Source organism: Nonlabens sp. YIK11 (assembly GCF_001413925.1).
Taxonomy (GTDB): Bacteria; Bacteroidota; Bacteroidia; order Flavobacteriales; family Flavobacteriaceae; genus Nonlabens.
On sequence record NZ_LBMJ01000001.1, the window covers coordinates 264,434 to 288,672 of the forward strand.

The window sequence follows — 24,239 nt, forward strand, 5'->3', positions numbered from 1 at the left end:
CAAGTTAAATTAACATCTATCATTTCAAGCCGTCCTATCTTGCGGTATGACGTATAGACTATTCTTTTTTATAGCCTTAGTTGCCAGCTGTGAGTCTGATGAGAAGACCGCACAGGCTGCGATTGAACCTGTTTTCAAAATAGATCAAATTGCAACGCTTGATTCCAGCATTACAGAATCTTCAGGGATTGTGGCTGTTGATGATTTGCTATATACACACAGCGACATTAGAGGCAAGGCAGAATTAATACAGATCCTCAAGGACGGCTCCATAAGTAACACAACAACCTATCAAAATATAGACATACGCGACTGGGAAGACATCGCCGTCGATCAGGAGTTTCTGTACATAGGCGACATAGGCAATAATCTAGGCAACAAAACTGATCTGAAGATTTTTAAAATCAAAAGGGCAGACTTGAACAACACCAATCCAACCGTAGAAACCATCACCTTTTCCTTTGCAGATCAAACCAACTTTGACAATACAGAATTGAACGAAACCAGCTATGATCTAGAAGCACTGGTTGCCATAAATAACGATTTGTATATACTCACTAAAGATTGGCTCGACTTAAATAGCAACATCTACAAGTTAAGCAAGGAACCAGGAACCTACGCCCTACAGCCGCTGGCAACATTGAACGTAGGTGGCCTGGTAACCGGTGCGACCAGCAGTCCAGAAGGTGACATAATTATCACTGGTTACAGCCCAACTCTTTCACCCTTTGTAGGACGCGTTAACATTCAAGGCGAGACTCCAGTTTTGGAACGCAAAATCAATCTGACCAGCATGCTTGCTAATGCCTCTCAAATTGAAGGCATCGCCTATTTCGGAATGATCGATAACGTCGCGACCTATTACTTGACCAGTGAGCAGTTCACAAGATCCTTTGCCGGCAACCAGATCGTGCTGCCAGCCCATCTTTATGAATTGAAGTGGAATGAATAAAATAAGTTCGCTTTCGCGAAAGCGAAATACCTATAAAACGCAGTGACTATATGAAAATCCTGAATTTTCTCAAACATATGGTAACGATGGGCTACACGAATTTGAAAATGAGTTTTCCCGTCGTGATCCTTCTCTTTATTCATTCTTGCAGCTCCATCGATAAGGCTGTTCCATCATTAGCGTCCACGACAATTTTATCATCTTTTGAAGTCGTATCCAATCTGGATCTAGAAATCACCGAAACCTCAGGTTTGGAGACTTATAACGGTAATCTTTTGACCCATAATGACAGTGACGCAAAACCCGTCATCTACTTTCTAGAAACTAATGGAATTATTAAGTCTCAAATCGAGTATCGGGAAATGACAAACATCGACTGGGAAGACATCGCCATAAGTGACACAGATTTGTACATCGCTGATATTGGTAATAATTACGGCGACCGTAAGGATTTAAAAATCTATAAAATCCCAATCTCAGAAATTCAAAATCCAGCCGTACAGCCAGAAATATTGACTTTTGAATATGATGGACAGCAAAGCTTTACACGCCAGAACCAAAGACATTCTTTAGATGGCGAGGCGATTGTTTATGCGAAAGATCGGCTACTGCTATTTTCTAAGGATTGGGTCAACTTCAATACAGATGTATATGAGATCGAGACAATAAAAGAAAAACAGAAAGTCACCAGCCTACAGAATCTTGATGTGGATGGATTAGTGACCGGTGCCACGTTTAATGGATCCAATCGCGTCGTTCTTTGTGGTTACAATAGTAGCTTGAATCCCTTTGTCGCCATATTAAAACTGGAAAACGGCACCTTGCAAATTGTGGAGCGTATAAAATTACCCGTGATAAATGGAGCGCAGATAGAAGCGATTACCTATTTTGAGACAATAGGTAAAGACGAAGTTTATTACTTGAGCAGCGAGGCCGTCAACTTGAAACTGGGTGAAGACGAGGCCAAAACTAATGGCCAACTATATAAAATGACACTCAAAATTGAATAAGTCTAGTTTGAATTGATTCTGTACGATTAAATTATATTTGCAGCGCACACAACACATCCTATGAAATACAAACGCATATTACTCAAGCTATCTGGAGAAGCCCTTATGGGAAATCGTCAATACGGTATCGACCCAGAACGCCTCGCAGACTATGCCCATGAAATTAAGGAAGTAGTAAATCAAGGTGTAGAAGTAGCCATTGTGATAGGCGGCGGTAACATCTTTAGAGGTGTCGCAGGAGCCAGTAATGGTATGGATCGAGTTCAAGGTGATCATATGGGAATGCTCGCCACCGTCATTAATGGTCTGGCATTACAAAGTGCCTGTGAGGATGCTGGCATACCTACCAGATTGCAAACCGCCATTCAAATCAATGAGGTAGCAGAACCTTTTATTAGAAGAAAAGCAATGCGTCACTTAGAAAAAGGTCGTGTAGTGATCTTTGGTGGTGGAACTGGAAACCCTTATTTCACAACAGATAGTGCCGCAGTTTTAAGAGCTATTGAAATAGAGGCAGATGTGATTCTAAAAGGTACCAGAGTCGACGGCATCTATACAGCAGATCCTGAAAAGGACAGTTCTGCAACTAAGTTTGATTTCATCTCTTTTGATGATGTGCTTACTAAAGGTCTTAAAGTGATGGATACCACAGCCTTTACTTTGAGTCAGGAAAATGAGTTGCCCATCATCGTTTTTGATATGAACACACCAGGGAATCTGGTTAAATTGATCAAAGGAGAATCCATAGGAACTAAAGTACAGATGTAAAAATGGCAAAACTTTTGCCGCAGGTTTTATAAAAAGAATAACATGAACGAAGAAGTAGATTTTGTTTTGGATAGCGCCAAAGAGGACATGGATAAAGCTATCGCTCACTTAGAGAAATCATTATTGAATATACGCGCCGGTAAAGCCAGCCCAGCCATGCTAGGTGGTGTAATGGTAGATTATTATGGTAGCCAGACGCCACTTTCCAGAGTAGCTAACGTGAACACTCCTGATGCTCGCACGATAAGTGTCCAGCCTTGGGAAAAGGGATTGATCCCAGAAATCGAAAAAGGAATCATGATTGCCAACCTAGGTTTGAACCCTATGAATAATGGCGAGAGCGTGATCATCAATGTTCCTGTATTGACAGAGGAGCGACGCGTTCAGCTAGCAAAACAAGCAAAAGCTGAAAGCGAAGAAGCAAAAATAGGCGTGCGCAACGACCGCAAGGTAGCTATGAACGAATTAAAGAAACTAGACATTTCTGAAGATCTTTTAAAGAATGCAGAAGACGATGTTCAAAAATTGACCGATAAATACATTGCCAAGATCGATGAGATGTTCGTGGTCAAAGAAAAAGAGATCATGACCGTGTGATTTTTTAATATCCATCAAGTAAAAGCTGGCTGTCGCCAGCTTTTTTTTGGCCATGCCACATCACAATATCTTCCTATAATAAGCCGCTGATCCTAAGCGTTTAATTAGCTTTGATCACATTTGTAAATTTCCCTATGAAGTTCTGTTTTTTGTTTTTCAGTTTACTGGTGAGCTGTTTTTGTATGGGTCAACAAGATCCCGCTTCTAGTTCTGAAATTGGGTTTATAAACGACATCATTAAGGCAAAGGCGAGAAACAATCCACAGTTACGCTTTTCTGAGTTTCAATATGAGAGCTATGAGAATCTAAAGATCACTGGTGATCCAGAGGCCATCACTGGTCCAGGATACAAGAAAACCGAACTGCGCAAAACCATCAAGCAGACTATGGTTTTCTATGCAGAAAAGACATCCAGCTACATCTACTCTCAAAAATACGGCCTTAAAGAACAGATCACCGCTGCAGATATGCCCGGTTTTGCAGAGCCTGTCTACCCTATTTACAACATCAACTTTCAATCGTCCAGTGCTTACCAGTCTCCTTATATCATTTTTGACAACAAGTACATCAACCCTATAAGTGCAAAAGGCCTAAATAATTATCTATATGCTATAGGCAACGATTCCATCATCCACAATCGCCCAGTGATAAAACTTAGTTTTATCCCAGCAAACGAGCGCAATAAAACAACACTGGAAGGCCATCTTTACATTGATAAAGAAACTCTTGGAATTGCAAAAGCGGTTTACAGTATTTCCAACGATCTTAACGTACAGGCCATTCATAATTTTGAATATCAGGAAGATCTGGACCTGTGGTTCAATACAGAGCGTTTTCTATCGATCAAGAAGGAAAAGGATAAAAAGGAACTGGAATTATTCGGTGCGAGACTAGAAGTTGGGATAGAAAAAACCGACAAGGCCAAAGCGAAAAATGAAGACCTCTATGTATTCATCAAAGCCATCAATTACAACTTCACCAATCAATTGAACCAAGATTACGGTCGCCAAGGTCTTACCAAAGAAGTACTCGATGAAGCTATCGATAAATCACCAGAATATTGGGAACCCTACAGAGACAGAGCCAATAATACCGATGACGAGTTTGCCTCTTATAAAAACATCGATAGTGTCGTGGTGGCGACAAACATTACCAAAAAACTGGAAACCCTAGATAAGTTCAAAATAGGCTACTATCCCGTTGGATTCTTTGACATTGACCTCAAATACCTCATTAAGTACAACAACTACGAGGCCTTTAGATTAGGAATAGGTGGAACGACTAACGAAAAGTTATCAGAGCATTACCGCCTAGGTGGCTATGTTGCCTACGGTACAAAAGACCAGACGTTCAAGTACAATCTCAACGCTGGTTATAGAATCAATAAGGAAAAGAATACCTGGCTTAACGTTTATCGCACAGATGACATTACAGAGTTTGCTGCAGAATCCTTCTTAACAGATGCCAGAGTTTATTCGCTCTTTGAACCACGATTGGTCAACATACCTACTTTTTACTTGTATCGCGAGTATGGTTTATCCCTACAGCAACGATTGTTACCATCAGTGATTAGTGAAGTTTCGCTTTCGCGAAAGCGAATAGATCAAACCACAGCTTACATTTTTCAGCCTGATGATGTACCCTTTGAGCGCTATGCATTAACGGAGCTGAAAGTTGGGGCACGATGGAGTCCTTATAGTGAGTTCATGCGAACACCCAATGGCTATGAAGAAAGCATCAAAGGTTTCCCGGTATTGAGCGCACAACTCACAAAAGGGTTTAAGGACGTGCTGGAATCTGATTTTAATTATGTGAAGGTGTCAGCAAAAGCTTCTTACACCAGGCTGCATTCCAACAATTCCAATACAGAATTTTCAGTAGAAGGTCACTATGCCAGTGGCGAGGTTCCTTTAACGCATTTATTTCACGCCTATCCCAACGCACCTAATAAGGATGCTCTTTTCCAGCGATTTTCAGTAGCGGGTCGCCGCAGTTTTGAGACCATGTATTTCAATGAATTTTTCTCTGATAAAATCGCGATAGGACAAGTCAAGCATGAGTTTGCGCCGTTTAAGATCGCTCCTTACTTACAGCCAGAACTGGTGTTGATTACCAGATATGCCATAGGCCAATTAAATGATCAACAGCAACATCTCAATATTGAGTTCGACACTTTGGAGAAAGGTTATCTGGAAAGTGGTTTTGAACTTAACAAGCTCTTATTTGGTTTTGGTCTAAGCGCCGCCTACCGCTATGGCGCCTATCACCTACCAGAATTTGAAGATAATCTTTCCATCAAATTCACCTTTTACCTAGAGCTTTAAGCCTGATGGTAAACCTTATAATTCTGCCAGTCGTCCTACACTAGCATTGCTTTAAGCAGTACCTTTGCATACTGCTTTTATCTATGCATAAGTTATTAAGTTTTGGTTTTTGGAACTATGTCGCAAGACTGATCCTGCGCAATAGAATCCTTATTCTAGTGGTTCTAGGAATTGCCACCATTGCATTATCCACGCAATGGAAAAACCTGCGATTCACACATACTGAAGCCAATCTACTACCAGACGATCATCCTGTTAATGTTGAGTACAATCAATTTTTAGCACAATTTGGTGAAGAAGGTAATCTCATCATCTTGGGTGTGGAAAATTCCCAACTGGACAGCTTTGATAAGTTCAATGCGTGGAACCAGTTAGCCGATAGTATCGCTACATTTCCTGAAGTAGATCTCGTACTTTCCACCGCAAATCTTCTAGAGCTCGTTAAATCTGAAGATGGATCCTCCTTTGAGATCCAACCCTTTGTCGATCGCAAGATCACTTCTAATAAGGAGCTGGACACCATCAAGAAAAAGCTTTACAGTGAGCTACCCTTTTATAAAAACCTGATTTATTCTGAAAAGGATAGTGTCATAAGAACAGCGATCTACCTTAAAAAGGAAATCGTCAACACGCAGGCACGCAAGGATTTTGTCCTGGACCACTTACAACCGCTAATAGACGCACAAAATCTGCATATTAAAGTTTCTGGGATGCCTTACATCAGGACGCTTAATGCAAAAAACATCGTTGATGAGATTGGCATTTTCCTTTTGGCGGCATTGCTTATTACATCGGGTATTTTCTTCTTTTTCTTTAGATCCTGGCGAGCGACATTTATATCCATCATTACCGTAGTCATAGGTGTCATGTGGGCATTCGGGATACTTGGATTGCTGCAATACGAGATCACTGTCCTGACGGCTTTGATACCACCGTTGATCATCGTGATTGGAATTCCCAACTGCATTTTCCTGATCAACAAATACCAGCAAGAGATCAAAAAACACGGGAACCAAGCAAAATCTCTGCAACGCGTAATTACTAAAGTAGGTAATGCCACCTTAATGACCAATATTACTACGGCCAGCGGTTTTGCTACGTTCATCTTTACAGAAAGTACATTGCTTAAGGAATTTGGTATTGTGGCCTCAATATGTATTATTTCCATATTCCTCATTAGCTTGATGGTGATTCCCATCATCTACAGTTATTTACCATTACCTAAGGAACGCCACTTAGAACATCTAAGAAAAAGATGGATAGGCGCCTTTGTAGACTGGATGGAAAACATGGTGCGCAACCATAGAATTGCCATTTACATTTCCAGTGTGGCCGTATTGATTGCCAGTTTTATAGGAATGTATCAGATTAGAATATCTGGTAGCTTGATTGAAGACATGCCTAAAGGCGCACAATTTTATAAGGACATCAAATTCTTTGAAGAAAGTTTTGACGGCATCATGCCAGTGGAAATATTAGTGGACACTAGATCCAAAGAAGGTGTTACCAAATCCAAAAACCTTAAGAAACTTGAACGTCTCGAGGAACATATCATAGAAACGCCAGAACTTTCCAGACCGCTGTCCGTAGTAAGTCTCGTTAAATACTCCAAACAGGCATTCTATGGTGGTGATCCAGAATTCTATGATTTACCTACCAGCAATGAACGTATGTTTATGGCGCCATTGATGCAAAGCAGCGGCACGGACATCGGTCTTATGTCCAGTTATGTGGACAGTACAGGCCAGATTGCCAGAGTGACCACGTTTATGAAAGACATGGGCACCGACCGTATGGAACGTGTGGAAGAAAACCTGATTGCACAGGTCAACACCATTTTCCCAGCAGAAAGCTACGATACGCTAATCACTGGTAAGGCGCTGGTTTTTCAAAAAGGAACGAATTATCTAATCAACAATCTAATCATTTCGCTTTCGCTCGCGATTATTCTGATCGCCGTTTTTATGGCATTCATGTTCCGTTCGTATAAGATGATTTTGGTATCGCTCATTCCCAATCTATTGCCGTTATTGATAACCGCAGGTTTGATGGGTTTTATAGGTGTTCCCATTAAGCCATCAACGATTCTGGTTTTCTCGATCGCGTTCGGGATTTCGGTGGATGACACCATTCACTTTCTGGCCAAATACCGTCAGGAACTCATTGCCAATGACTGGAAAATCAAGAAATCGGTTTACGGTGCCTTGCGGGAAACTGGCGTGAGTATGTTTTACACGTCCATCGTCCTGTTCTTTGGGTTTAGCACGTTTACCATATCCAGTTTTGGAGGAACGGTCGCTTTGGGCGCTTTGGTCAGTGCCACGCTCCTATTTGCGATGCTGGCAAACCTTCTGCTTCTGCCCAGTATGCTGCTTTCCTTTGAGCGCCAGTTCAGTAATAAGGAAACCATCAAAAAGCCGGCATTTCCAATCATTGCCAAGGATGGTGATGAAGAAGAGTAGCCGCTGAGTGAGTTCGCTTTCGCGAAAGCGAATACATCATCCACCTCATTACTCTTTTACAGGATCCCATCGCAGGATTTATAGCTTTCTACGTTGATTATAGCTTTCATAAAATTTATATTTGTCGGCACGAGAAAAATCAACCATGAAGAGAATAGACGCGCTACTTAAATCAGATCCATCATTGCACGAGATAACCGTTAAAGGTTGGGTGCGCAGTTTTAGAAACGACCGTTTCATCGCCTTAAATGATGGCTCCTGTCTGGCAAATCTACAATGTGTGATCGAGCCAGAAGATTTTGATCGCGAACTGTTGGATCAAATCAATATTGCCGCAGCTGTAGCTGTGACAGGAACGCTGGTGGAAAGTGCCGGTAGCGGCCAGAAAGTAGAGTTGCAGACCACAGCGGTCAAAATTTTAGCACCTGCAGATCCAGAGGATGTCAAGAAAACCGTGCTGTCGCCTAAGCGTCACAATCTGGAGACCTTAAGAGAGCAAGCTCACTTGAGAGTGCGTACCAACACCTTTGGTGCCGTGATGCGCGTGCGTGCAGCGTTGTCTTTTGCAGTGCACAGATACTTTCAGGAAAAGGGTTTTTATCAAGCCCACACGCCTATCCTAACCGGTAGTGATGCCGAAGGTGCTGGCGAAATGTTTAGAGTAACGACGCTCGATCCCAAAAACACGCCACTGACTGAAGATGGCAAGGTGGATTACAAACAAGATTTTTTTGGCAAGGAATCCAACCTGACCGTTTCTGGACAGCTGGAAGCCGAAACCTATGCGATAGGATTGGGACAGGTATATACCTTTGGACCAACCTTTAGAGCAGAAAACTCCAATACTTCACGCCACCTGGCAGAATTCTGGATGATTGAGCCAGAGGTCGCCTTCAATGACTTGCAGGACAACATGGATCTTGCCGAGGATTTTATCAAGGACGTGATCGAATACGCCATGAAAAATTGCGCTGAGGATATTGAGTTCCTGGAAAACCGTCTGGCGCAAGAAGAAAAGTCAAAACCAGAAGCAGATCGCAGCCCGATGCCACTGCGTGAAAAACTAGAATTTGTACTTAAAAACAACTTCAAGAGAGTTTCTTATACTGAGGCCATCGAGATCTTAAAAAGCTCAAAGCCCAACAAGAAAAAGAAGTTCCAATACCTCATTGAAGAATGGGGCGCAGACCTACAGTCTGAGCATGAGCGTTTTCTTGTAGAAAAGCATTTTAAGTGTCCGGTGATTTTATTTGACTATCCTGCAAAAATAAAGGCATTCTACATGCGTTTGAACGAGAAGGATAAAGATGGACGCGAGACCGTAAGAGCTATGGATATCCTGTTCCCAGGAATAGGAGAAATCGTAGGTGGTTCCCAGCGTGAGGAACGTTATGATGTTTTAAAAAAGAAGATGGAAACTATGGGCATTCCAGAAGAGGAATTGTGGTGGTATCTGGAGATGCGCAAATTTGGTAGTGTGACACACAGTGGTTTTGGACTTGGTTTTGAACGATTGGTGTTGTTCGTGACTGGAATGACAAATATCAGGGACGTGATTCCTTATCCACGTACGCCTGGTAATGCTGCGTTTTAATAACAAGAAACGAATAGAAATAATAGCCTGTCACTGACAGGCTATTTTTATGTTGAGCAATTCCATACCTTAACATTTATAGTTTCAATGGGATTTATAAAACTGGGTTTCTTTATTTTTACTAGTCAAGTACATCTATCATGCTTAAACAGTCCTTAAATTTTAAGCTTTCGCAAAAGCTATCGCCGCAGCAGATCCAACTCATGAAGTTGATCCAGCTGCCCACGCAGGCTTTTGAACAACGTGTCAAATCTGAGCTGGAAGAGAATCCTGCTTTGGACAATGGCAAGGAAAAAAGCGACGATGAGTATGATGAATTTTCCAACGAGAATGAATACGACGATGCTCCAGAGCCGGACATCAATGTGGATGATTATTTGAGTGATGATGAGATTCCAGAGTACCGAACGAGAGCTAACAACTACAGCTCTGATGATGAGGAGACCAGCATACCTTACGCTTCAGGAAAGTCTTTTACACAATCTTTAAAAGATCAGCTTAATACCAGAAGGTTGAGTGAAGAAGATCAAGGCATTGCAGAGTTTCTCGTGGGAAGCATTGACAATAGCGGATATATAAGACGCAGCCTCGAGGATATTACAGATGATCTTGCCTTTACCATGAATATTTACACTACGGTAGAAAAGGTGGAGAAAGTGCTCAAGATTGTTCACCAGTTAGATCCTGCCGGTGTTGGTGCTAGAGATTTACAGGAGTGTCTGGTGATTCAGCTTTCGCGAAAGCGTAACAACCCAGCTACCGAACTTGCTCTTAAAATCGTTCGAGATTCCTTTGATGCTTTTAGCAAGAAACACTATAAAAAACTGATCGCAAAATATCATATCACAGAAGATGATTTGCGCGACGTGATTGAAGAAATAAGTCATTTGAACCCTAAGCCTGGTAGTTCCTACGCTGGTGGTTCCACTCGTATTGTAGAACAAGTCGTACCAGATTTTACCATAAGAATTAAAGATGGCGAGCTGGAACTGACCCTTAATGGTCGCAACACTCCAGAATTGCATGTGAGCCGCGATTATTCCAACATGTTGAAAGGCTATAAAGAAGCAAAGGAAAAGACCAAGTCGCAAAAAGATGCGGTCATGTTTATCAAGCAGAAACTTGATGGCGCAAAATGGTTTATAGAGGCTATTAAGCAACGTCAAGAAACCTTGTTTATGACCATGTCCTCCATCATGAATTATCAAAAGGAGTATTTCATGACCGGTGACGAGCGCAATTTGCGACCCATGATTCTCAAGGATATTGCAGACGAGATTCAAATGGACGTTTCTACCGTCTCTAGGGTTGCTAACAGCAAATATGTTGATACACCTTACGGGACAAAATTGATCAAGGAATTCTTCTCTGAGTCCATGACCAATACAGATGGAGAGGAAGTCTCCACCCGTGAGATCAAAAAAATACTGGAAACGGTCATTGGTGATGAGAGCAAAAGAAAACCTCTAACTGATCAACGTCTTGCCGAAATACTCAAGGAAAAGGGATATCCCATTGCCCGTAGAACCGTTGCCAAGTATCGAGAGCAGCTCGATATTCCCGTAGCGCGTTTACGCAAAGAAATTTAATCCACCATGAAATGGTTCTTGAGGGTCTGGAGTTTTATATCAAGTCCATTGTTAGTGCCGTTGGCAATTTCCTTTTGGTTCTTGAGCTATGCAGGTAGTTTTTCAGATCCTGTTATAAAGCTTAAGCTTTACATCATCGCCTTATTTACTGTTGGCATACCATTACTTTTATATGCCGTATTATACTCCTTAAAATTAGCAGATAGCATTCATCTATCTTCTACAAAGGAGCGTTTGATCCCATTACTGATATATGGAATATTAATTATTACCATTGTAAAATTAGCTTTCAACGATGGTATGTTCATGCCTCTTTACTTCTTTTTTATTGGCATCTTGATGTCCACCATTATCGCGCTTATTTTGGCGCTGTTTCAATTTAAGATCAGTTTGCACATGATGGGAATGGCTGGAGCGTTAGCATTTGTAATTCTATTGGGATTCTATCTTAAAGTAGATTTGATCTATTATGTGATAGGCCTCGCCATTGCTACAGGATTGACAGCAACCTCAAGACTATCCATGAAAGCACATTCTCCAGCAGAATTGATTTTTGGTACCGTGATGGGTATTGCGGTTCAGGTGGTGGTGGCCGCTTACTATATTTAAAGGAAATAAAACTCGATACCAAATTTGATGATCTGCAGTCCTACATCGTCTCCATCAACGGTGACTGCATTTTTATCAAACATATCATTGAGACTATAATTGACAAAGGCATTGAAACTACCATTACCTATAGCCAGAGTTGCATGGTATCTCAATCTATTGAGTTCTGGGACATCAGTCTGACGGATTAAAAAATCACCGTCTTTAAAAGTAGATCTAAAAAAGTACATGTAACCTACTTTAAATCCAGGGTAGATACGCCAAAAATTAAATGTCGTAGGAGTGGATGTACGCCACCTAAATTGTATTGGGACTTCTACCAAATTTGTACTAAACCTATTGGCATCAGAGTTGTCCTGAATGTTTTCAATTGTCCTGAATACGGTTCGCTCGTTGACGGTTTCACCGATGACCAAGTTAGAGTTGTAGGTATTGGAAGATAAACCTAAACCAACTCCAAGAGCCACATTACGTCGTTCATTGATAGGCATATCTCTAATAAAACCGAAGTGCAACCCACCAGAAAAACCATTTTGGGAAAAGCTAGACGGGTCATTCACCACCAGATTGAACGATAGTCCTAAATAGAATTGATCTTCTCGATACAAACTATCTACAACTTCTGGAATCGCATTCTCATCGCTAGGAAGATCTGCTGGCTGCGCCCACGCTAGGCTGATGAAAAGAAACGAGAATGTAAACAGTAGTGACTTCATTACTTAAATATAGACTAACTCGCAGTTACTTTAAACAAAAAAACCATCCTGAAGATCAGGATGGTTTTTTAATAATTGAATCACGACTTATTTCTTAACGTTACGCATAGGATCACCATTCTTTGCGGTGTAGTTAATTTTTAACGCCATAGCCTCACGCAATTCCTGTTTCACATCGGTAAGTACTCCAACTTTAGAGCCACTATCTACCTTAAGAGAAACCATCATTTCATCCTGAATATCTTCAGGCATATCGTTACGCTTTGTATTTACATACGTTTGAACCTCTTCAACTGTAGAAATCTTGTCTCCTAATTGAATTACGTCAGTAACACCATAGGTTTTTTGGTATTGTGCACTAGGCTTTCCTATGTAGATGTATATCAGTTTATTCTTGCTCTCGAGTTTTTCAACCTGATTAGCATTAGGCAACTTATTCTCAATCTTCAACTCATCTTCTCTCATCACGGTTGCTACCATGAAAAAGAACAAAAGCATGAAAACGATATCTGGAAGCGATGCTGTAGAGATCGCAGGTAAGTCACCACTTTTTTGTTTTTTAAACTTTGACATAATTTATGATTCTTGTGGTTCAGCTTCAGACAACTTCAATGGAAAAAGATCACGGATCAAGTTGACTTGCTCTTCTAACTTTTCGTATTCTGGAGTTTCCTTTTCGGTTTCAGGCCATTCCTTGTAGCGCAGATACATATCCTCATAAGATTCGTTGTATCTCTTGTTAGACTCTCTATTACGTAGGATTGTATAAGCACGCACCAATTCGTTATATACAGTCACATAAGTGTTGTACGTTGCTTGACGGTCATTTACTAAAGAAATTACAGCCTTATCTGGATTGTCCGAACTTTCAGGATCACGCTCACCTTCACAATAAGCACATCCAGCAGGTCCTTCACCACCACCGTTATCCAAAAATTTTACTGCAGCAGCAGTTAAATCTTTGATCTCCATGTCCTCATTTTCAACCAAAAGACGGTTGTCTTGGTTAACTAGAACCTGGAAGATATTCTTCATTTTGATTTTTGGTGGAGTAACCTCATCCGGTACAGGTGGCGGCAGTTTACTTTGAATACCACTATCAACTTCAATGGTTGTTGTAACCAGGAAGAATATCAATAGAAGAAATGCGATATCTGCCATAGATCCAGCATTAACTTCGGGTGCAGATCTTTTAGCCATAATTTATTTTTTTACAAGTTTAGTTGCTCCAGCCCACAAGATCGATCCTATCGCTAGGATACCGATAATGTAGAACGTCCAGAGCGCAGCGCCGATCCATTGTGAATCGCCAGCGGTAAGTGCTTCACCGTCATCAAGCATCACTTGTTTTCCTGTTGCAGGATCTAGTGTACTATTATCAGCAAATACGAAATACGCCAATAAAATGATAACAAGCATTATGCCAACTGACACGGCAGCACTTTTAAGAGCACCAGGTTTTGTAAATAAATTGATAACTACAAAAACCGCTACAAGACCTATAATTATCGCCATTACTATGTAAGCAATGTACATCATAGGGACTACGGTCATACCTTGAACGCCGTCCTCATCCATCTGGATGGGATCATCACCTACACTAAGCGCGTATATAAAGAATACGGCTGCGATAAGGCACAACGCCATTGATAAATATTTTAATACTTTATGTGCAATCATGATTAAGTATTGATTAAGGGTTAATTACAGCTTACCGTTCTTGTAATCTACAAGAATATCGATAAGAGTAATAGAAGCATCTTCCATATCGTTCACGATACTATCGATTTTAGCAACGATATAGTTATAGAAAATCTGCAGGATAATCGCAACGATCAAACCAAATACAGTTGTCAAAAGTGCTACCTTAATACCAGTTGCAACAAGAGCAGGCTCCATAGTTCCAGCCTCTGCAATACTATCAAAGGACTTGATCATACCTATTACCGTACCCATGAACCCAAGCATAGGAGCAAGAGCAATAAATAGGGAAACCCATGATACATTCTTCTCTAGTTGTCCCATTTGAACACCACCGTAAGCTACAACTGCCTTCTCAGCAGCCTCTACGCTTTCGTCAGCTCTATCAAGACCTTGGTAATAGATAGATGCAACAGGACCTTTTGTGTTACGACAAACATCTTTGGCAGCTTCAATACCACCACTTTTAAGAGCCTCTTCTACATCTGCAGCTAATTTCTTAGAGTTTGTAGTAGAAAGGTTTAAGTAGATAATTCTTTCTATAGCTATAGCAAGTCCTAAGATCAAACAAACTAGTACGATAGACATAAATAGAGGTCCACCTTCTATAAATCGTTTTTTAAGTTCTTGATGAAAACTAACTGTTTCCACAGTTTCTGGTTCATCTTGGGCTGCTACAAGTGCAGTAACCGCTGTGTTAGTAGTCGTTGTAGTTGCCGTTGCAGTAGTTGACATTCCTAGTATCATTACAACTGCCATGAACAAAATTGAAAGTGATCGTTTCATTTGAAGATTTATTGATTATGTGATTTTTCTAATAAAGGGCTAAATATATAATTTATTGCGGTAAAACCGAACCTCAAACCTATTTCTATAGGATTTTTACCAATATTTTTTTTGAGGTCAGATCTACTAGGAGAATCCTTAATAATTGCTTACGAGCGTTAAGAAATTGCCGCTTTCACTGGCATTGGTGTTCTAGTTTGCTACATATCAATTAGAAAGAACGATTTGCGATTATCAGCAACTTTGACTTTGAGGTATTCGCTTTCGCGAAAGCGAACTAGACACCACCATATTCCTGCAAAACAATTTGTGACTCTTTTATATAACGTCATTAGTTGCCTTCTAGTGTTCACCTAAACTTTTTGAATCATACTATTTAAGTCTTTTGAATGAAGTCTTGCTCCTCAAGCCAACAGCTCCTTAAGATCGAGGTCGTATACACCATTGTTGTCCTGCTAATTCCTGGCTGAGCGTTTTACGACTTTTGCGATAAAAAATCAGCGTAGGATTTGAGTCATCGTATAAGTCTGCGCAGCTTCCTAGAAAATGAAATTGGCAAAAAGCCTAGGTCATTTTTATGAATTCAAATAGGTCTTGGAGTGTTGCCTGGCCTCTGCACTATTCTCAAAATAACACACAGGCGTGCCGGCAGCCGTGATCTCATCAAGTAAAGAGGAAACTTTTGCCTTTTTTAATTTGCTCACCTGTCTGATATAAACAGCTAAGATCCTTTTAGGATGTTCTTTAAAAACCTCGTTGTATATATAAGGATCCTGCTGAGTGTCGTCGCCCAGCAATACAAACGACCGATCTGGATAGAATTCCAGAATATCTTTTATGCGATGTAATTTATGATCGTGATTGCCACCGCCAGAGGCCAGTAGGTCAAACACACCACTTTTTATGGACTTTAGAAAAAAAACAGCTTTAGGAAACTGATGGAGAATGGTGAATTTTTCAATAAAATTATACAGGTTCCATTCACTACTGGAAACATAAAAGAACAGTGCTGGTTGCAAGTCTGGCTTATCAATGTGTGCAAGCTCCCTGTAATGCTGGACCACACCTTTGAAGAAATTACGCTTGTTGATATTTCTGGTCAATAGGATGTAGATCTTCTTGAAGATATTTCCAGAATGGGACACTAAAAAGGTATCATCAATATCTGAAATGATCCCATAACCTGGAGCGGCTTTCAATAAGGAACCTTTGGAAACCATTTTTTTAGAACCCATATTCACCGTAACGCTGACTTCATGCCATCCAGCGTCAATATCAAGTTGATGCTCCAGATTGAAGAAGTAAAATCCGTTTTCGTCGGTTTCTACGGTTTGCGTGATGCCGTTAAACTCAAGAGTGACAGAAATGCCTGATAAGGTTTTTATACTAAAAGTACGCCACATATAGTAGGCATATCTTAACCAGCTGTGTTCAAGATTAAAACTGGACGGATCGGTTTTCTTAAAAACGTGCCCACTGGTATAAAGACGTTTCTCATTGACAAAGCCTCTGTATACTTTAAGTTTTAATTTCATTGATGGTACTGCAATTTATCTACTTTTAAATATAAGTACTCTCCTTATGAACACGCTTTCTTCTCAAGATAAATTATTATTGGTTGTTAACCCTATCGCCGGCGGGACAGATAAAGCACCTTATATAGATACGGTAACGAAACTGATAGAGCATCGGTGGGCTCTTGAGGTTTTTTACACGACTGGAGAGAACGATGCTTCCAATATAAAAGATGTCATCGATAATTATCAGCCAGATCGTATCATGGTTATGGGTGGAGATGGCACCATCAAACTAGTCGCTGAAATTGTCACCAATAAAATCCCCATTGCCATCTTACCTGCTGGATCTTCTAACGGTCTCGCCACAGATCTTGATATACCCATGGAAGAAAGTGCCGCGATCCAGATTGCGTTAGGTTCTAATGCTAAGGTCATCGACACGCTATACATCAACGATGGATTAGGTCTGCATATAAGCGACATAGGACTCAATGCAGAATTGATTAGAGAATATGACAGCGGTACCATTAGAGGTCATCTGGGATATGCGTTACAAGTCATTCCTACTTTATGGAAGAGTGAGACGCCTTGTAAATTCAAAATCGTGACTAAGGATGAAACCAAGGAAGTGATGGCCGTCATGGTTGCCTTTGCAAATAGCAAGAAATTTGGTACCGGTGTTACAGTCAATCCTAACAGCAGTATGGAAGACGGCTATTTTGAAGTACTTATCTTCAAAAATCTAGACCCTATAGATGTAGTCAAAACTATGATGGGCAGCATACCACTGGATTCAGAATTTGTAGAAATAATTAAGACCCAAGAAGCCATTGTTACTACAGAAAAACCAGTGAGTTTTCAAATTGACGGAGAATACTGCAGCGAGCAGACCAAAGTTAAAGTTTCTATTCTACCCGGCAATCTTTGCGTGATGGTGCCCTAATAGCACTAGTGATCAAAAAATAAAAGCCCGAATTCGCAGTTCGAACTCGGGCTTTCTTGATGCAGTGAGGAAGGGATTCGAACCCTCGAAACGTTGCCGTTTACACGCTTTCCAGGCGTGCGCCTTCGACCGCTCGGCCACCTCACTAATTTAGGATTGCAAGATTACGACTTTATGTCGCTCTGTGCAAGAATCAATTTATACAGTTAATTCACCTCGCAAGGATTTTTCAAAATAATGTTTGAAATCTTCCAGAGTGCTAGTATAGTTGAGCAAGTACATCATTTTTGCCAGGGCAGATTCTGTAGTGATGTCCTTTCCAGACACCATTCCTATTTCTTTAAGCTGGATGCTGGTTTCGTATTTTCCCATATCAACGGCGCCTCCACGACATTGGGTGACGTTTACGATGTAAATTCCTTGATCCAGCGCTTTTTTCATGAGAGCTACAAACCAAGGTTCACTGGGCGCGTTTCCGCTACCGTAAGTTTCCAATACGATACCTCTCAACCCAGGAATATTGCATATAGCCTCGACCACACTTTGGGTAATCGCTGGAAATATTTTGAGAACCACTACATCCTTGACAAAGTCTGGACGGTAGTTCATGCGCTGTTGCGTGATTGATGTTTTGGATGTTTTCGCTTTCGCGAAAGCGAACTCATCATAGCCCTGCTGCCACAATAAACCGCGATCCACCTTCAAATGCACACCGCTCACTGCCAGTGGCGGATAGTTAGGCGATGCGAAGGCCTCAAAACGGTCTGCGCTTACTTTAACCGTGCGATTTGCTCGATACAGCTGGTATTCAAAATAGATACAAACTTCCTGTATGATAGGCCTGCCTTGTTCCCATTGCGAAGCGAGTTCTATGGTGGTGATGAGATTTTCTTTGGCATCTGTGCGCAGATCGCCAATAGGCAATTGTGAGCCTGTGAGGATGATAGGCTTAGTCAAATGTTCAAACATAAAGCTTAGGGCGCTACCTGTGTATGCCATGGTATCGCTGCCGTGCAGGATGACAAACCCATCAAAATCGTCGTAATGTGTATTGATGGTTGCTCCCATTTCTTGCCAGTGCGACAAGTTCATGTTTGATGAATCGATTGGGTGGTCGTAAGACAAGGTAGTAATCTCGCATTCCAATTGTCTAAGCTCTGGAATGTGAAGTAACAGTTCCTTAAAGTTGAAGGCTTTAAGCGCTTTGGTAGCTGGATCCTTGATCATTCCTATGGTTCCACCCGTATAGATGAGCAGGATCTTAGGCTTCATAGGCTGGCTCCAATTCTTGCTTGTTGATCACCGGTCGTGCATACATGTTCAAAAAGCTTTTTACGGCTTCGGGATCTTGCATGTCCACACGCATGCGCAACCTGCGCTCAAACTGTGCCTGGTCTTTCTTGCTATAAAATTTCTCGTATTCTCTCGTATCACGCAATAGGTCGTATGCAATGTAATTGGTAGGCCACAGCTTATAATTGCTCTGGATAATGTCGTTCAGTTTTGTGACCAGTTGCTGCAGCACCTGGTTGGTAGCCTCATCACTGCATTCTTCCAGCGATAAAGGCTTTGAAGCCGTGATGTGAATGTGTTTCTTTTGACCCAATGCTCCTTTAAGAATGCTATTGAAGTCTTCATTCTCTGATTTGATGTATTCTGTTTGAGCTTTTTTGGCAAGCAGCTCTGGCACTTTTAAAATATCTGTAGGGTCATATTCATAGGAAATGGAAACCGGTACGATCTTAAGCGAATTCAAATATTCAATAACAGATCTTTTGCCTGCTGCCAGTGCAATCATTTTAAGCACACCTTGTTCGGTAACGTCATTACCGTCTTTGGTACGTCCTTGACGTTGGGCAATCCAGACACTTTGTTGCTGGTCTTTGAGCAAATATTCAATGTATTCGCTCAATTTCTTACTGCTCATTAAAGTCTCGCGAGGTGTGCCACCACGTTTCACGATAAAATTACGGGTAAGTTTACTCAAGGCGTTCACAAAAGGTCGTTGCACCAGATTATCGCCTATGGCGCTAGCTGTGCGTATCAAATTATGTTTGAACAAAGTAAGGTTGATCAAACAAGTGTCCAGAACAATGTCTCTATGGTTGGAAATGTATAGATAGGATTGTGACTCCTCAAGATCTTCAAAACCCGAAGTGGTCAATCCAGCACTGGTTTCTTCCAGAATGCGTTCTACCGTTACAGAGATCACATCTCGCTGAAAATCGTTGATCGAGCTGCAAGACAAGACAATGTCCTTGATCTCGTCTTCTGTCTTGTCAGGAAACGTGTATTTAAAAAGGGTTTTAATCATTGGGTGACGCACCGCACTTTGCAACGCAATGGAAACCTCTTCGTCATTAAAAAACCGTATATCGTCGTAAATCGCCAAATCTCAATATTCTAGAATTTCAAAAGTAAGCATCTTAACCACTAGACACCGAACACTTCACATGAATTTGACGTTGTGATCCTAGCAATCTCCTCAACGCTCTTGTTAAACAACTCGGCAACCTTCTCTGCTACCAATTTTACGTAGGCACTTTCATTGCGTTTTCCTCTATAGGGAACTGGTGACAAGTAAGGAGCGTCAGTTTCCAGTACAATGTGCTTTAGGTCTATTTGATTTAGAAACTGGTCGATTTTGCCGTTTTTAAAAGTAACTACGCCACCTATTCCTAGTTTCATACCGCATTTGATGGCACGATGTGCCCGCTCCAGCGTACCTGTGAAACAATGAAAAATTCCTTTTAAACCTTGGCCGTCAAAACGTTCCAATACCTCAAAAACTTCATCAAAAGCATCTCTGCAATGGATCACTATAGGTAAATCACGCTCGAGCGCCCATTCAATTTGCTGGTGAAAGGCACGCATCTGGATGTCCTTAGTAGATTGATCCCAATACAAATCCACTCCTATCTCGCCTATGGCGACGTACTTTTCTTTATCCAACTGCAGGAGCACGTGATCCAATTCTGCTTCATAATTTTCTTTAACATGCGTAGGATGCAGGCCAGTCATTAAATGAATGTGCTCTGGAAAATCTCGTTGTAACTGCAGCATGGCTTCTGTAGTTTCAGAATCTATAGCTGGCAGAAAAAAACGATTCACGCCGGCATCCATGGCCCGCTGGATCATGGCATGTCTATCCTCATCAAATTGCTCACTATATAAATGCGTATGCGTATCGGTCAAATCCATGCGGCAAAGGTAGCAAGCTCAAAAAGAAAAATGGTGTGCGAATAAAAATTGGATTTCTCTCTCTCTCTTTAAGGATGGACAATGACTGGTTTTCATTTCGCTTTCGCGAAAGCGAACCTATCTTTGATCTCTTAACTAGCGCCATGGCATCGATCAAGAAAACACTTTTGGAACAAGGATATATCGCACACCGGTTGCGCATAGCAAAAAAGAGTGGACATATTGTGACCAAAGTATCGCTCAACGGCTACTCAGGTAGATTCATCATCGACACCGGTGCAAGTGCTACCTGTGTGGATCAACTGCTTTATAAGGAGTTCCAATTGACGACAGAGTTTATGGATAAGCAAATAGGTACAGCTAGCGGTTCTTTGCGGCCTCGTATCTCTCACAACAATACCTTAGAATTGGGCGACTGGAGTGATGAGGACACCACCGTACTTTCCATGGACATGAGCTTTGTGAACAGCGCACTCAAAGCCGAAGGCATGAGATCGATTCAAGGTTTACTGGGAGCAGATTTTCTCATTGCCAGCAAAGCGGTTATCGATTATCGCGGCAAATGGATCTTCCTTAAATTATAGGGTCACGGTAAATGAGCCTTGGGTCACGGTGACGTTTGATGGCGGTCCAGTTACAAAACTAAAAATCCCACTATACTGTCGTCTGGCAGCATTCACAATGGTAATGTCTAATGTGCCGTCAATGGCATCTGCCGTGGTACCATTATTAGTGACGCTTGCCCTGTAGTTTCCTGTGGCTGTTATGTCATAACTTCCCACGGTAACGTTTTGAGGAAAGCTCAAAAGAAGGGTTGTGTTGGAATTATTGGCATTTACAATCACAATTCCAGATCCCGCATTAGTTGCTACTGTTGTCGGGTTAAGCGCCGTTCCATTGATCATGGCGCGAACGGTATTGACAATATCAGAACCTACCTCAGTACCAAAAGGCACCTGATAAATGACACCTTTACGCATGGTTAAGGTATCTTGAGCATTAGGCGTATAACTAACAAAGCTAAAATCACCGCTCACGGTTCCTTCTGGGCTGTTAGCAGATAAAACCACAGTACCATTACTCTGACCTGTACGAGTGCTGAATTGTTGCTGGTTGTTAAAAGTGTAAATCGCTTCGTTAGGAGATCCTTGACCTAAAGGATACACTCCAGGATTGGAAGATGTCAAAACAAAACGCAGCCTCTCCAACGGATTCTCACCAGCGATAGTAACAGTACCATCTGCATTATTCGTCACACTTACCTGATCACTTCCAAAGAATTCTCCATTGCGGGAAGCCTGTAGTGCCGGGACATTATCCTTATCCAGATTCTCCTCGCAAGATATGAATAGACCCAAAGTGATCCATAATAATAGGTATGTCGCTCTCATAGATATCAACTCGTTGTTCCAGGTTATAACTCAAAAGTAAATAAAATAGTACTGCTGGTTGCTCATAATTAAATTAATAGTATTTTTGCAAGCTCAAATTAATAACCAGGGTCGAGAACCCATAAATTTAATGTTATGCCTGTAAAAATCAGACTTCAAAGACACGGTAAAAAAGGAAAGCCATTTTTCTGGATTGTTGCTGCAGATGCACGTTCAAAAAGAGATGGTAAATATCTTGATAAGATAGGAACCTACAATCCTAACACTAACCCAGCTACAATCAACCTTGATGTAGATGGTGCTGTAAAATGGTTGGAAAATGGTGCACAGCCTACTGATACTGCTCGTGCAATACTAGGATACAAAGGTGTGTTGTTGAAGAGACACTTAAAAGGTGGTGTGAAGAAAGGCGCTTTCACTGAAGAGCAGATGGAAGAGAAATTCAACGCATGGATGGAAGAGAAAGAAGCTAAGATTGCTGCAAAAGCATCTGGTCTTTCTAAAGATGAAGAGAAAAAAGCTGCTGAGGCACTTGCTGCAGAAAAAGCAGTAAATGAAGCTCGTATCGCTGCTAACGCTCCAGAGCCAGAAGCTGTTGAAGAGCCTGCTACTGAAGAAGCTCCTGCTGCAGAAGCTGATGCTTCTAAAGAAGAGGAATAAATCAATAAGCCATGCGTAAAGAAGATTGTTTCTACGTAGGCACTATTGTCAATAAATTTAGTTTTAAAGGCGAACTCCTAGTCAAGCTTGACACAGATGAGCCAGAACTTTTTCTAGAAATGGAATCAGTTTTTATCGAGATCGGTAAAAACTTGGTTCCATTTTTTATTGAACGCAGTCAATTACACAAATCCTTATTGTTACGGGTCAAGTTTGAAGATGTCGACGATGAACCCATGGCAGACAGTCTCATGAAAAGAGAACTGTATCTACCATTGACGGTTCTGCCTAAATTAGAAGGGACTCAATTCTATTTTCACGAGGTGATAGGTTTTGAAATCATCGACACAGAGTATGGAACTGTTGGCACCATCACCGGTGTGAACGACACCACTTCACAAGCTTTGTTTGAAGTTGACCATGATGGTGACGAGGTTCTTATTCCTATCAACGATGAGTTTATTGAAAAAGTAGATCGTGAGAATAAAACCATCACCGTTAATACTCCAGAAGGTTTGATTGACCTTTACATCTCCTAATACTTATTCAGCGGTTATTTTTATCTCAACCACGCTGGCGGAGACCATATAAACTCCATATCACTTCCCAAACCTTTGAATCATGAGCGTTTTTAAATTCAAACAATTTGAAGTAGCTCAAGATCAATGTGCGCAAAAAATTGGAACTGATGCTATATTGTTAGGCGCTTGGGCAGATCCGAAAGAGCAGCCTTTTTCTATACTTGATATAGGCACTGGTACTGGTGTAATTGCTTTGATCATGGCGCAGCGATTCTCCAGCGCTCAAGTCGATGCGATAGAGATTGACGATGCTGCCTTTGAGCAAGCGACCTTTAATTTTGAGAACAGCCTTTATGGCGATCGGTTGTTTTGTTATCACGCTTCTTTTCAGGAGTTCTATCACGAGGTTGAGGAACGTTATGATCTCATCATTTCAAATCCACCATTTTTTGATGGTAATCTAGAGCGTGACGACCAGATCGTGGATCAAAAACGCCAGCAGGCCAGGTTTGACGACGCCTTGCCCTTTGAGGAATTGGTGTATGGTGTTTATCAACTACTGGAAAATGATGGGACTTTTGCCTGCATCATTCCGTCAGATCGTGAAGAAGCCTTCCTTAAAATCACAGATCATTTTCAGCTTGTGCCAGTTCGCAAGACTTATGTGAAAGGTACGGCAGATGCTCCTGTCAAGAGAGTTTTGATAGAATTTCGCTTTCGCGCCTGCCTGCCGGTCAGGCAGGAAAGCGAAAAAACCACCAGCAACCTGCCAACCGTGATAAGTCATCTCATTATTGAGAAATCCCGCCATGACTATACCGATGACTACGTGAATCTTACCAAAGATTTTTACCTGAAAATGTAGCTAGGGACGATCAACAATTACGACCAATTGTAC

24 protein-coding genes and 1 tRNA gene are annotated in these 24,239 nt (G+C 41.3%); 14 read left to right on the plus strand and 11 right to left on the minus strand.

Annotated features, from left to right (window positions below):
* The first annotated feature begins 46 nt into the window (after nucleotides 1–46).
* The 9 genes from AAU57_RS01110 to AAU57_RS01150 all read left to right on the plus strand — a co-directional run bounded on the left by AAU57_RS01110 (nucleotide 47) and on the right by AAU57_RS01150 (nucleotide 11,905).
* On the plus strand, nucleotides 47–952 hold the full coding sequence (locus AAU57_RS01110; protein ID WP_055411166.1) for a hypothetical protein: 906 nt from the start codon (nucleotides 47–49) through the stop codon (nucleotides 950–952).
* Between the two features lie 50 nt (nucleotides 953–1,002).
* The gene (locus AAU57_RS01115) at nucleotides 1,003–1,962 is read left to right on the plus strand and encodes a hypothetical protein (RefSeq protein WP_156339970.1); all 960 of its coding nucleotides are present in this window, start codon (nucleotides 1,003–1,005) and stop codon (nucleotides 1,960–1,962) included.
* Nucleotides 1,963–2,022: 60 nt separating this feature from the next.
* Entirely contained in the window at nucleotides 2,023–2,730 is a 708-nt protein-coding gene (gene pyrH / locus AAU57_RS01120; protein ID WP_055411168.1) for a UMP kinase, read from the plus strand.
* 42 nt (nucleotides 2,731–2,772) lie between these two features.
* Entirely contained in the window at nucleotides 2,773–3,327 is a 555-nt protein-coding gene (gene frr / locus AAU57_RS01125) for a ribosome recycling factor (protein ID WP_055411169.1), read from the plus strand.
* A 134-nt stretch (nucleotides 3,328–3,461) separates the two neighbouring features.
* The gene (locus AAU57_RS01130; protein ID WP_055411170.1) at nucleotides 3,462–5,651 is read left to right on the plus strand and encodes a DUF5686 family protein; all 2,190 of its coding nucleotides are present in this window, start codon (nucleotides 3,462–3,464) and stop codon (nucleotides 5,649–5,651) included.
* Nucleotides 5,652–5,734: 83 nt separating this feature from the next.
* Nucleotides 5,735–8,113 (plus strand): efflux RND transporter permease subunit, encoded by a 2,379-nt coding sequence (locus tag AAU57_RS01135; protein ID WP_055411171.1) that lies wholly within the window; start codon nucleotides 5,735–5,737, stop codon nucleotides 8,111–8,113.
* Between the two features lie 145 nt (nucleotides 8,114–8,258).
* Nucleotides 8,259–9,707 carry an asparagine--tRNA ligase gene (gene asnS / locus AAU57_RS01140; protein ID WP_055411172.1) on the plus strand — a complete coding sequence of 483 codons (1,449 nt, stop codon included), beginning with the start codon at nucleotides 8,259–8,261 and terminating at the stop codon, nucleotides 9,705–9,707.
* Between the two features lie 140 nt (nucleotides 9,708–9,847).
* A complete protein-coding gene (gene rpoN / locus AAU57_RS01145; RefSeq protein ID WP_055411173.1) occupies nucleotides 9,848–11,296 on the plus strand; it encodes an RNA polymerase factor sigma-54 in 1,449 nt (482 codons plus the stop codon).
* Nucleotides 11,297–11,302: 6 nt separating this feature from the next.
* Nucleotides 11,303–11,905 carry a hypothetical protein gene (locus AAU57_RS01150; protein WP_156339971.1) on the plus strand — a complete coding sequence of 201 codons (603 nt, stop codon included), beginning with the start codon at nucleotides 11,303–11,305 and terminating at the stop codon, nucleotides 11,903–11,905.
* Here AAU57_RS01150 and AAU57_RS01155 read toward each other — a convergent pair.
* From AAU57_RS01155 to AAU57_RS01180, 6 genes are all read right to left on the minus strand, one after another.
* A complete protein-coding gene (locus AAU57_RS01155; protein ID WP_055411175.1) occupies nucleotides 11,902–12,621 on the minus strand; it encodes a porin family protein in 720 nt (239 codons plus the stop codon). The two genes, AAU57_RS01150 and AAU57_RS01155, sit on opposite strands and share 4 nt — an antisense overlap.
* An 87-nt stretch (nucleotides 12,622–12,708) precedes the next feature.
* Nucleotides 12,709–13,194, minus strand: a complete 486-nt coding sequence (locus tag AAU57_RS01160; protein ID WP_055411176.1) for an ExbD/TolR family protein — start codon at nucleotides 13,192–13,194, stop codon at nucleotides 12,709–12,711.
* 3 nt (nucleotides 13,195–13,197) lie between these two features.
* The gene (locus tag AAU57_RS01165) at nucleotides 13,198–13,821 is read right to left on the minus strand and encodes an ExbD/TolR family protein (RefSeq protein WP_055411177.1); all 624 of its coding nucleotides are present in this window, start codon (nucleotides 13,819–13,821) and stop codon (nucleotides 13,198–13,200) included.
* A 3-nt stretch (nucleotides 13,822–13,824) separates the two neighbouring features.
* Entirely contained in the window at nucleotides 13,825–14,268 is a 444-nt protein-coding gene (locus AAU57_RS01170) for a hypothetical protein (RefSeq protein WP_055411178.1), read from the minus strand.
* A gap of 57 nt (nucleotides 14,269–14,325) precedes the next feature.
* A complete protein-coding gene (locus AAU57_RS01175) occupies nucleotides 14,326–15,108 on the minus strand; it encodes a MotA/TolQ/ExbB proton channel family protein (RefSeq protein WP_055411179.1) in 783 nt (260 codons plus the stop codon).
* A gap of 575 nt (nucleotides 15,109–15,683) precedes the next feature.
* Nucleotides 15,684–16,643 (minus strand): App1 family protein, encoded by a 960-nt coding sequence (locus AAU57_RS01180; RefSeq protein WP_055411180.1) that lies wholly within the window; start codon nucleotides 16,641–16,643, stop codon nucleotides 15,684–15,686.
* Between the two features lie 46 nt (nucleotides 16,644–16,689).
* Here AAU57_RS01180 and AAU57_RS01185 point away from each other — a divergent pair, with 46 nt between their 5' ends.
* The gene (locus AAU57_RS01185; RefSeq protein ID WP_055411181.1) at nucleotides 16,690–17,568 is read left to right on the plus strand and encodes a diacylglycerol/lipid kinase family protein; all 879 of its coding nucleotides are present in this window, start codon (nucleotides 16,690–16,692) and stop codon (nucleotides 17,566–17,568) included.
* 62 nt (nucleotides 17,569–17,630) lie between these two features.
* Here AAU57_RS01185 and AAU57_RS01190 read toward each other — a convergent pair.
* The 4 genes from AAU57_RS01190 to AAU57_RS01205 all read right to left on the minus strand — a co-directional run bounded on the left by AAU57_RS01190 (nucleotide 17,631) and on the right by AAU57_RS01205 (nucleotide 20,769).
* Nucleotides 17,631–17,715 (minus strand) — tRNA-Ser (locus tag AAU57_RS01190).
* A 51-nt stretch (nucleotides 17,716–17,766) separates the two neighbouring features.
* The gene (locus tag AAU57_RS01195) at nucleotides 17,767–18,840 is read right to left on the minus strand and encodes an asparaginase (RefSeq protein WP_055411182.1); all 1,074 of its coding nucleotides are present in this window, start codon (nucleotides 18,838–18,840) and stop codon (nucleotides 17,767–17,769) included.
* Nucleotides 18,830–19,960 (minus strand): 1-acyl-sn-glycerol-3-phosphate acyltransferase, encoded by a 1,131-nt coding sequence (locus AAU57_RS01200; protein WP_055411183.1) that lies wholly within the window; start codon nucleotides 19,958–19,960, stop codon nucleotides 18,830–18,832. Before AAU57_RS01200 ends, AAU57_RS01195 begins: the two co-directional genes overlap by 11 nt.
* Before the next feature lie 41 nt (nucleotides 19,961–20,001).
* Nucleotides 20,002–20,769, minus strand: coding sequence for a TatD family hydrolase (locus AAU57_RS01205; RefSeq protein ID WP_055411184.1), 768 nt, complete (start codon nucleotides 20,767–20,769; stop codon nucleotides 20,002–20,004).
* Nucleotides 20,770–20,912: 143 nt separating this feature from the next.
* Here AAU57_RS01205 and AAU57_RS01210 point away from each other — a divergent pair, with 143 nt between their 5' ends.
* Nucleotides 20,913–21,353 (plus strand): retropepsin-like aspartic protease, encoded by a 441-nt coding sequence (locus AAU57_RS01210; protein WP_055413627.1) that lies wholly within the window; start codon nucleotides 20,913–20,915, stop codon nucleotides 21,351–21,353.
* On the opposite strand, the gene AAU57_RS01215 is transcribed toward AAU57_RS01210, so the two are convergent.
* Nucleotides 21,348–22,160, minus strand: a complete 813-nt coding sequence (locus AAU57_RS01215) for a DUF6252 family protein (RefSeq protein ID WP_055411185.1) — start codon at nucleotides 22,158–22,160, stop codon at nucleotides 21,348–21,350. The two genes, AAU57_RS01210 and AAU57_RS01215, sit on opposite strands and share 6 nt — an antisense overlap.
* A 135-nt stretch (nucleotides 22,161–22,295) precedes the next feature.
* Here AAU57_RS01215 and AAU57_RS01220 point away from each other — a divergent pair, with 135 nt between their 5' ends.
* The 3 genes from AAU57_RS01220 (at nucleotide 22,296) to AAU57_RS01230 (ending at nucleotide 24,206) form a co-directional block, all read left to right on the plus strand.
* The gene (locus AAU57_RS01220) at nucleotides 22,296–22,820 is read left to right on the plus strand and encodes a 30S ribosomal protein S16 (RefSeq protein ID WP_055411186.1); all 525 of its coding nucleotides are present in this window, start codon (nucleotides 22,296–22,298) and stop codon (nucleotides 22,818–22,820) included.
* Nucleotides 22,821–22,831: 11 nt separating this feature from the next.
* Nucleotides 22,832–23,359, plus strand: coding sequence for a ribosome maturation factor RimM (gene rimM / locus AAU57_RS01225; protein ID WP_055411187.1), 528 nt, complete (start codon nucleotides 22,832–22,834; stop codon nucleotides 23,357–23,359).
* An 82-nt stretch (nucleotides 23,360–23,441) separates the two neighbouring features.
* Nucleotides 23,442–24,206, plus strand: coding sequence for a tRNA1(Val) (adenine(37)-N6)-methyltransferase (locus AAU57_RS01230; RefSeq protein ID WP_055411188.1), 765 nt, complete (start codon nucleotides 23,442–23,444; stop codon nucleotides 24,204–24,206).
* The last annotated feature ends 33 nt before the right edge of the window (nucleotides 24,207–24,239 follow it).

Coding starts and splice junctions, on each gene's coding strand:
- AAU57_RS01110 (WP_055411166.1), top strand. CDS start 47: ATGACGTATAGACTATTCTTTTTTATAGCCTTAGTTGCCAGCTGTGAG.
- AAU57_RS01115 (WP_156339970.1), top strand. CDS start 1,003: ATGAAAATCCTGAATTTTCTCAAACATATGGTAACGATGGGCTACACG.
- pyrH (WP_055411168.1), top strand. CDS start 2,023: ATGAAATACAAACGCATATTACTCAAGCTATCTGGAGAAGCCCTTATG.
- frr (WP_055411169.1), top strand. CDS start 2,773: ATGAACGAAGAAGTAGATTTTGTTTTGGATAGCGCCAAAGAGGACATG.
- AAU57_RS01130 (WP_055411170.1), top strand. CDS start 3,462: ATGAAGTTCTGTTTTTTGTTTTTCAGTTTACTGGTGAGCTGTTTTTGT.
- AAU57_RS01135 (WP_055411171.1), top strand. CDS start 5,735: ATGCATAAGTTATTAAGTTTTGGTTTTTGGAACTATGTCGCAAGACTG.
- asnS (WP_055411172.1), top strand. CDS start 8,259: ATGAAGAGAATAGACGCGCTACTTAAATCAGATCCATCATTGCACGAG.
- rpoN (WP_055411173.1), top strand. CDS start 9,848: ATGCTTAAACAGTCCTTAAATTTTAAGCTTTCGCAAAAGCTATCGCCG.
- AAU57_RS01150 (WP_156339971.1), top strand. CDS start 11,303: ATGAAATGGTTCTTGAGGGTCTGGAGTTTTATATCAAGTCCATTGTTA.
- AAU57_RS01155 (WP_055411175.1), bottom strand. CDS start 12,621: ATGAAGTCACTACTGTTTACATTCTCGTTTCTTTTCATCAGCCTAGCG.
- AAU57_RS01160 (WP_055411176.1), bottom strand. CDS start 13,194: ATGTCAAAGTTTAAAAAACAAAAAAGTGGTGACTTACCTGCGATCTCT.
- AAU57_RS01165 (WP_055411177.1), bottom strand. CDS start 13,821: ATGGCTAAAAGATCTGCACCCGAAGTTAATGCTGGATCTATGGCAGAT.
- AAU57_RS01170 (WP_055411178.1), bottom strand. CDS start 14,268: ATGGCGTTGTGCCTTATCGCAGCCGTATTCTTTATATACGCGCTTAGT.
- AAU57_RS01175 (WP_055411179.1), bottom strand. CDS start 15,108: ATGAAACGATCACTTTCAATTTTGTTCATGGCAGTTGTAATGATACTA.
- AAU57_RS01180 (WP_055411180.1), bottom strand. CDS start 16,643: ATGAAATTAAAACTTAAAGTATACAGAGGCTTTGTCAATGAGAAACGT.
- AAU57_RS01185 (WP_055411181.1), top strand. CDS start 16,690: ATGAACACGCTTTCTTCTCAAGATAAATTATTATTGGTTGTTAACCCT.
- AAU57_RS01195 (WP_055411182.1), bottom strand. CDS start 18,840: ATGAAGCCTAAGATCCTGCTCATCTATACGGGTGGAACCATAGGAATG.
- AAU57_RS01205 (WP_055411184.1), bottom strand. CDS start 20,769: ATGGATTTGACCGATACGCATACGCATTTATATAGTGAGCAATTTGAT.
- AAU57_RS01210 (WP_055413627.1), top strand. CDS start 20,913: ATGGCATCGATCAAGAAAACACTTTTGGAACAAGGATATATCGCACAC.
- AAU57_RS01215 (WP_055411185.1), bottom strand. CDS start 22,160: ATGAGAGCGACATACCTATTATTATGGATCACTTTGGGTCTATTCATA.
- AAU57_RS01220 (WP_055411186.1), top strand. CDS start 22,296: ATGCCTGTAAAAATCAGACTTCAAAGACACGGTAAAAAAGGAAAGCCA.
- rimM (WP_055411187.1), top strand. CDS start 22,832: ATGCGTAAAGAAGATTGTTTCTACGTAGGCACTATTGTCAATAAATTT.
- AAU57_RS01230 (WP_055411188.1), top strand. CDS start 23,442: ATGAGCGTTTTTAAATTCAAACAATTTGAAGTAGCTCAAGATCAATGT.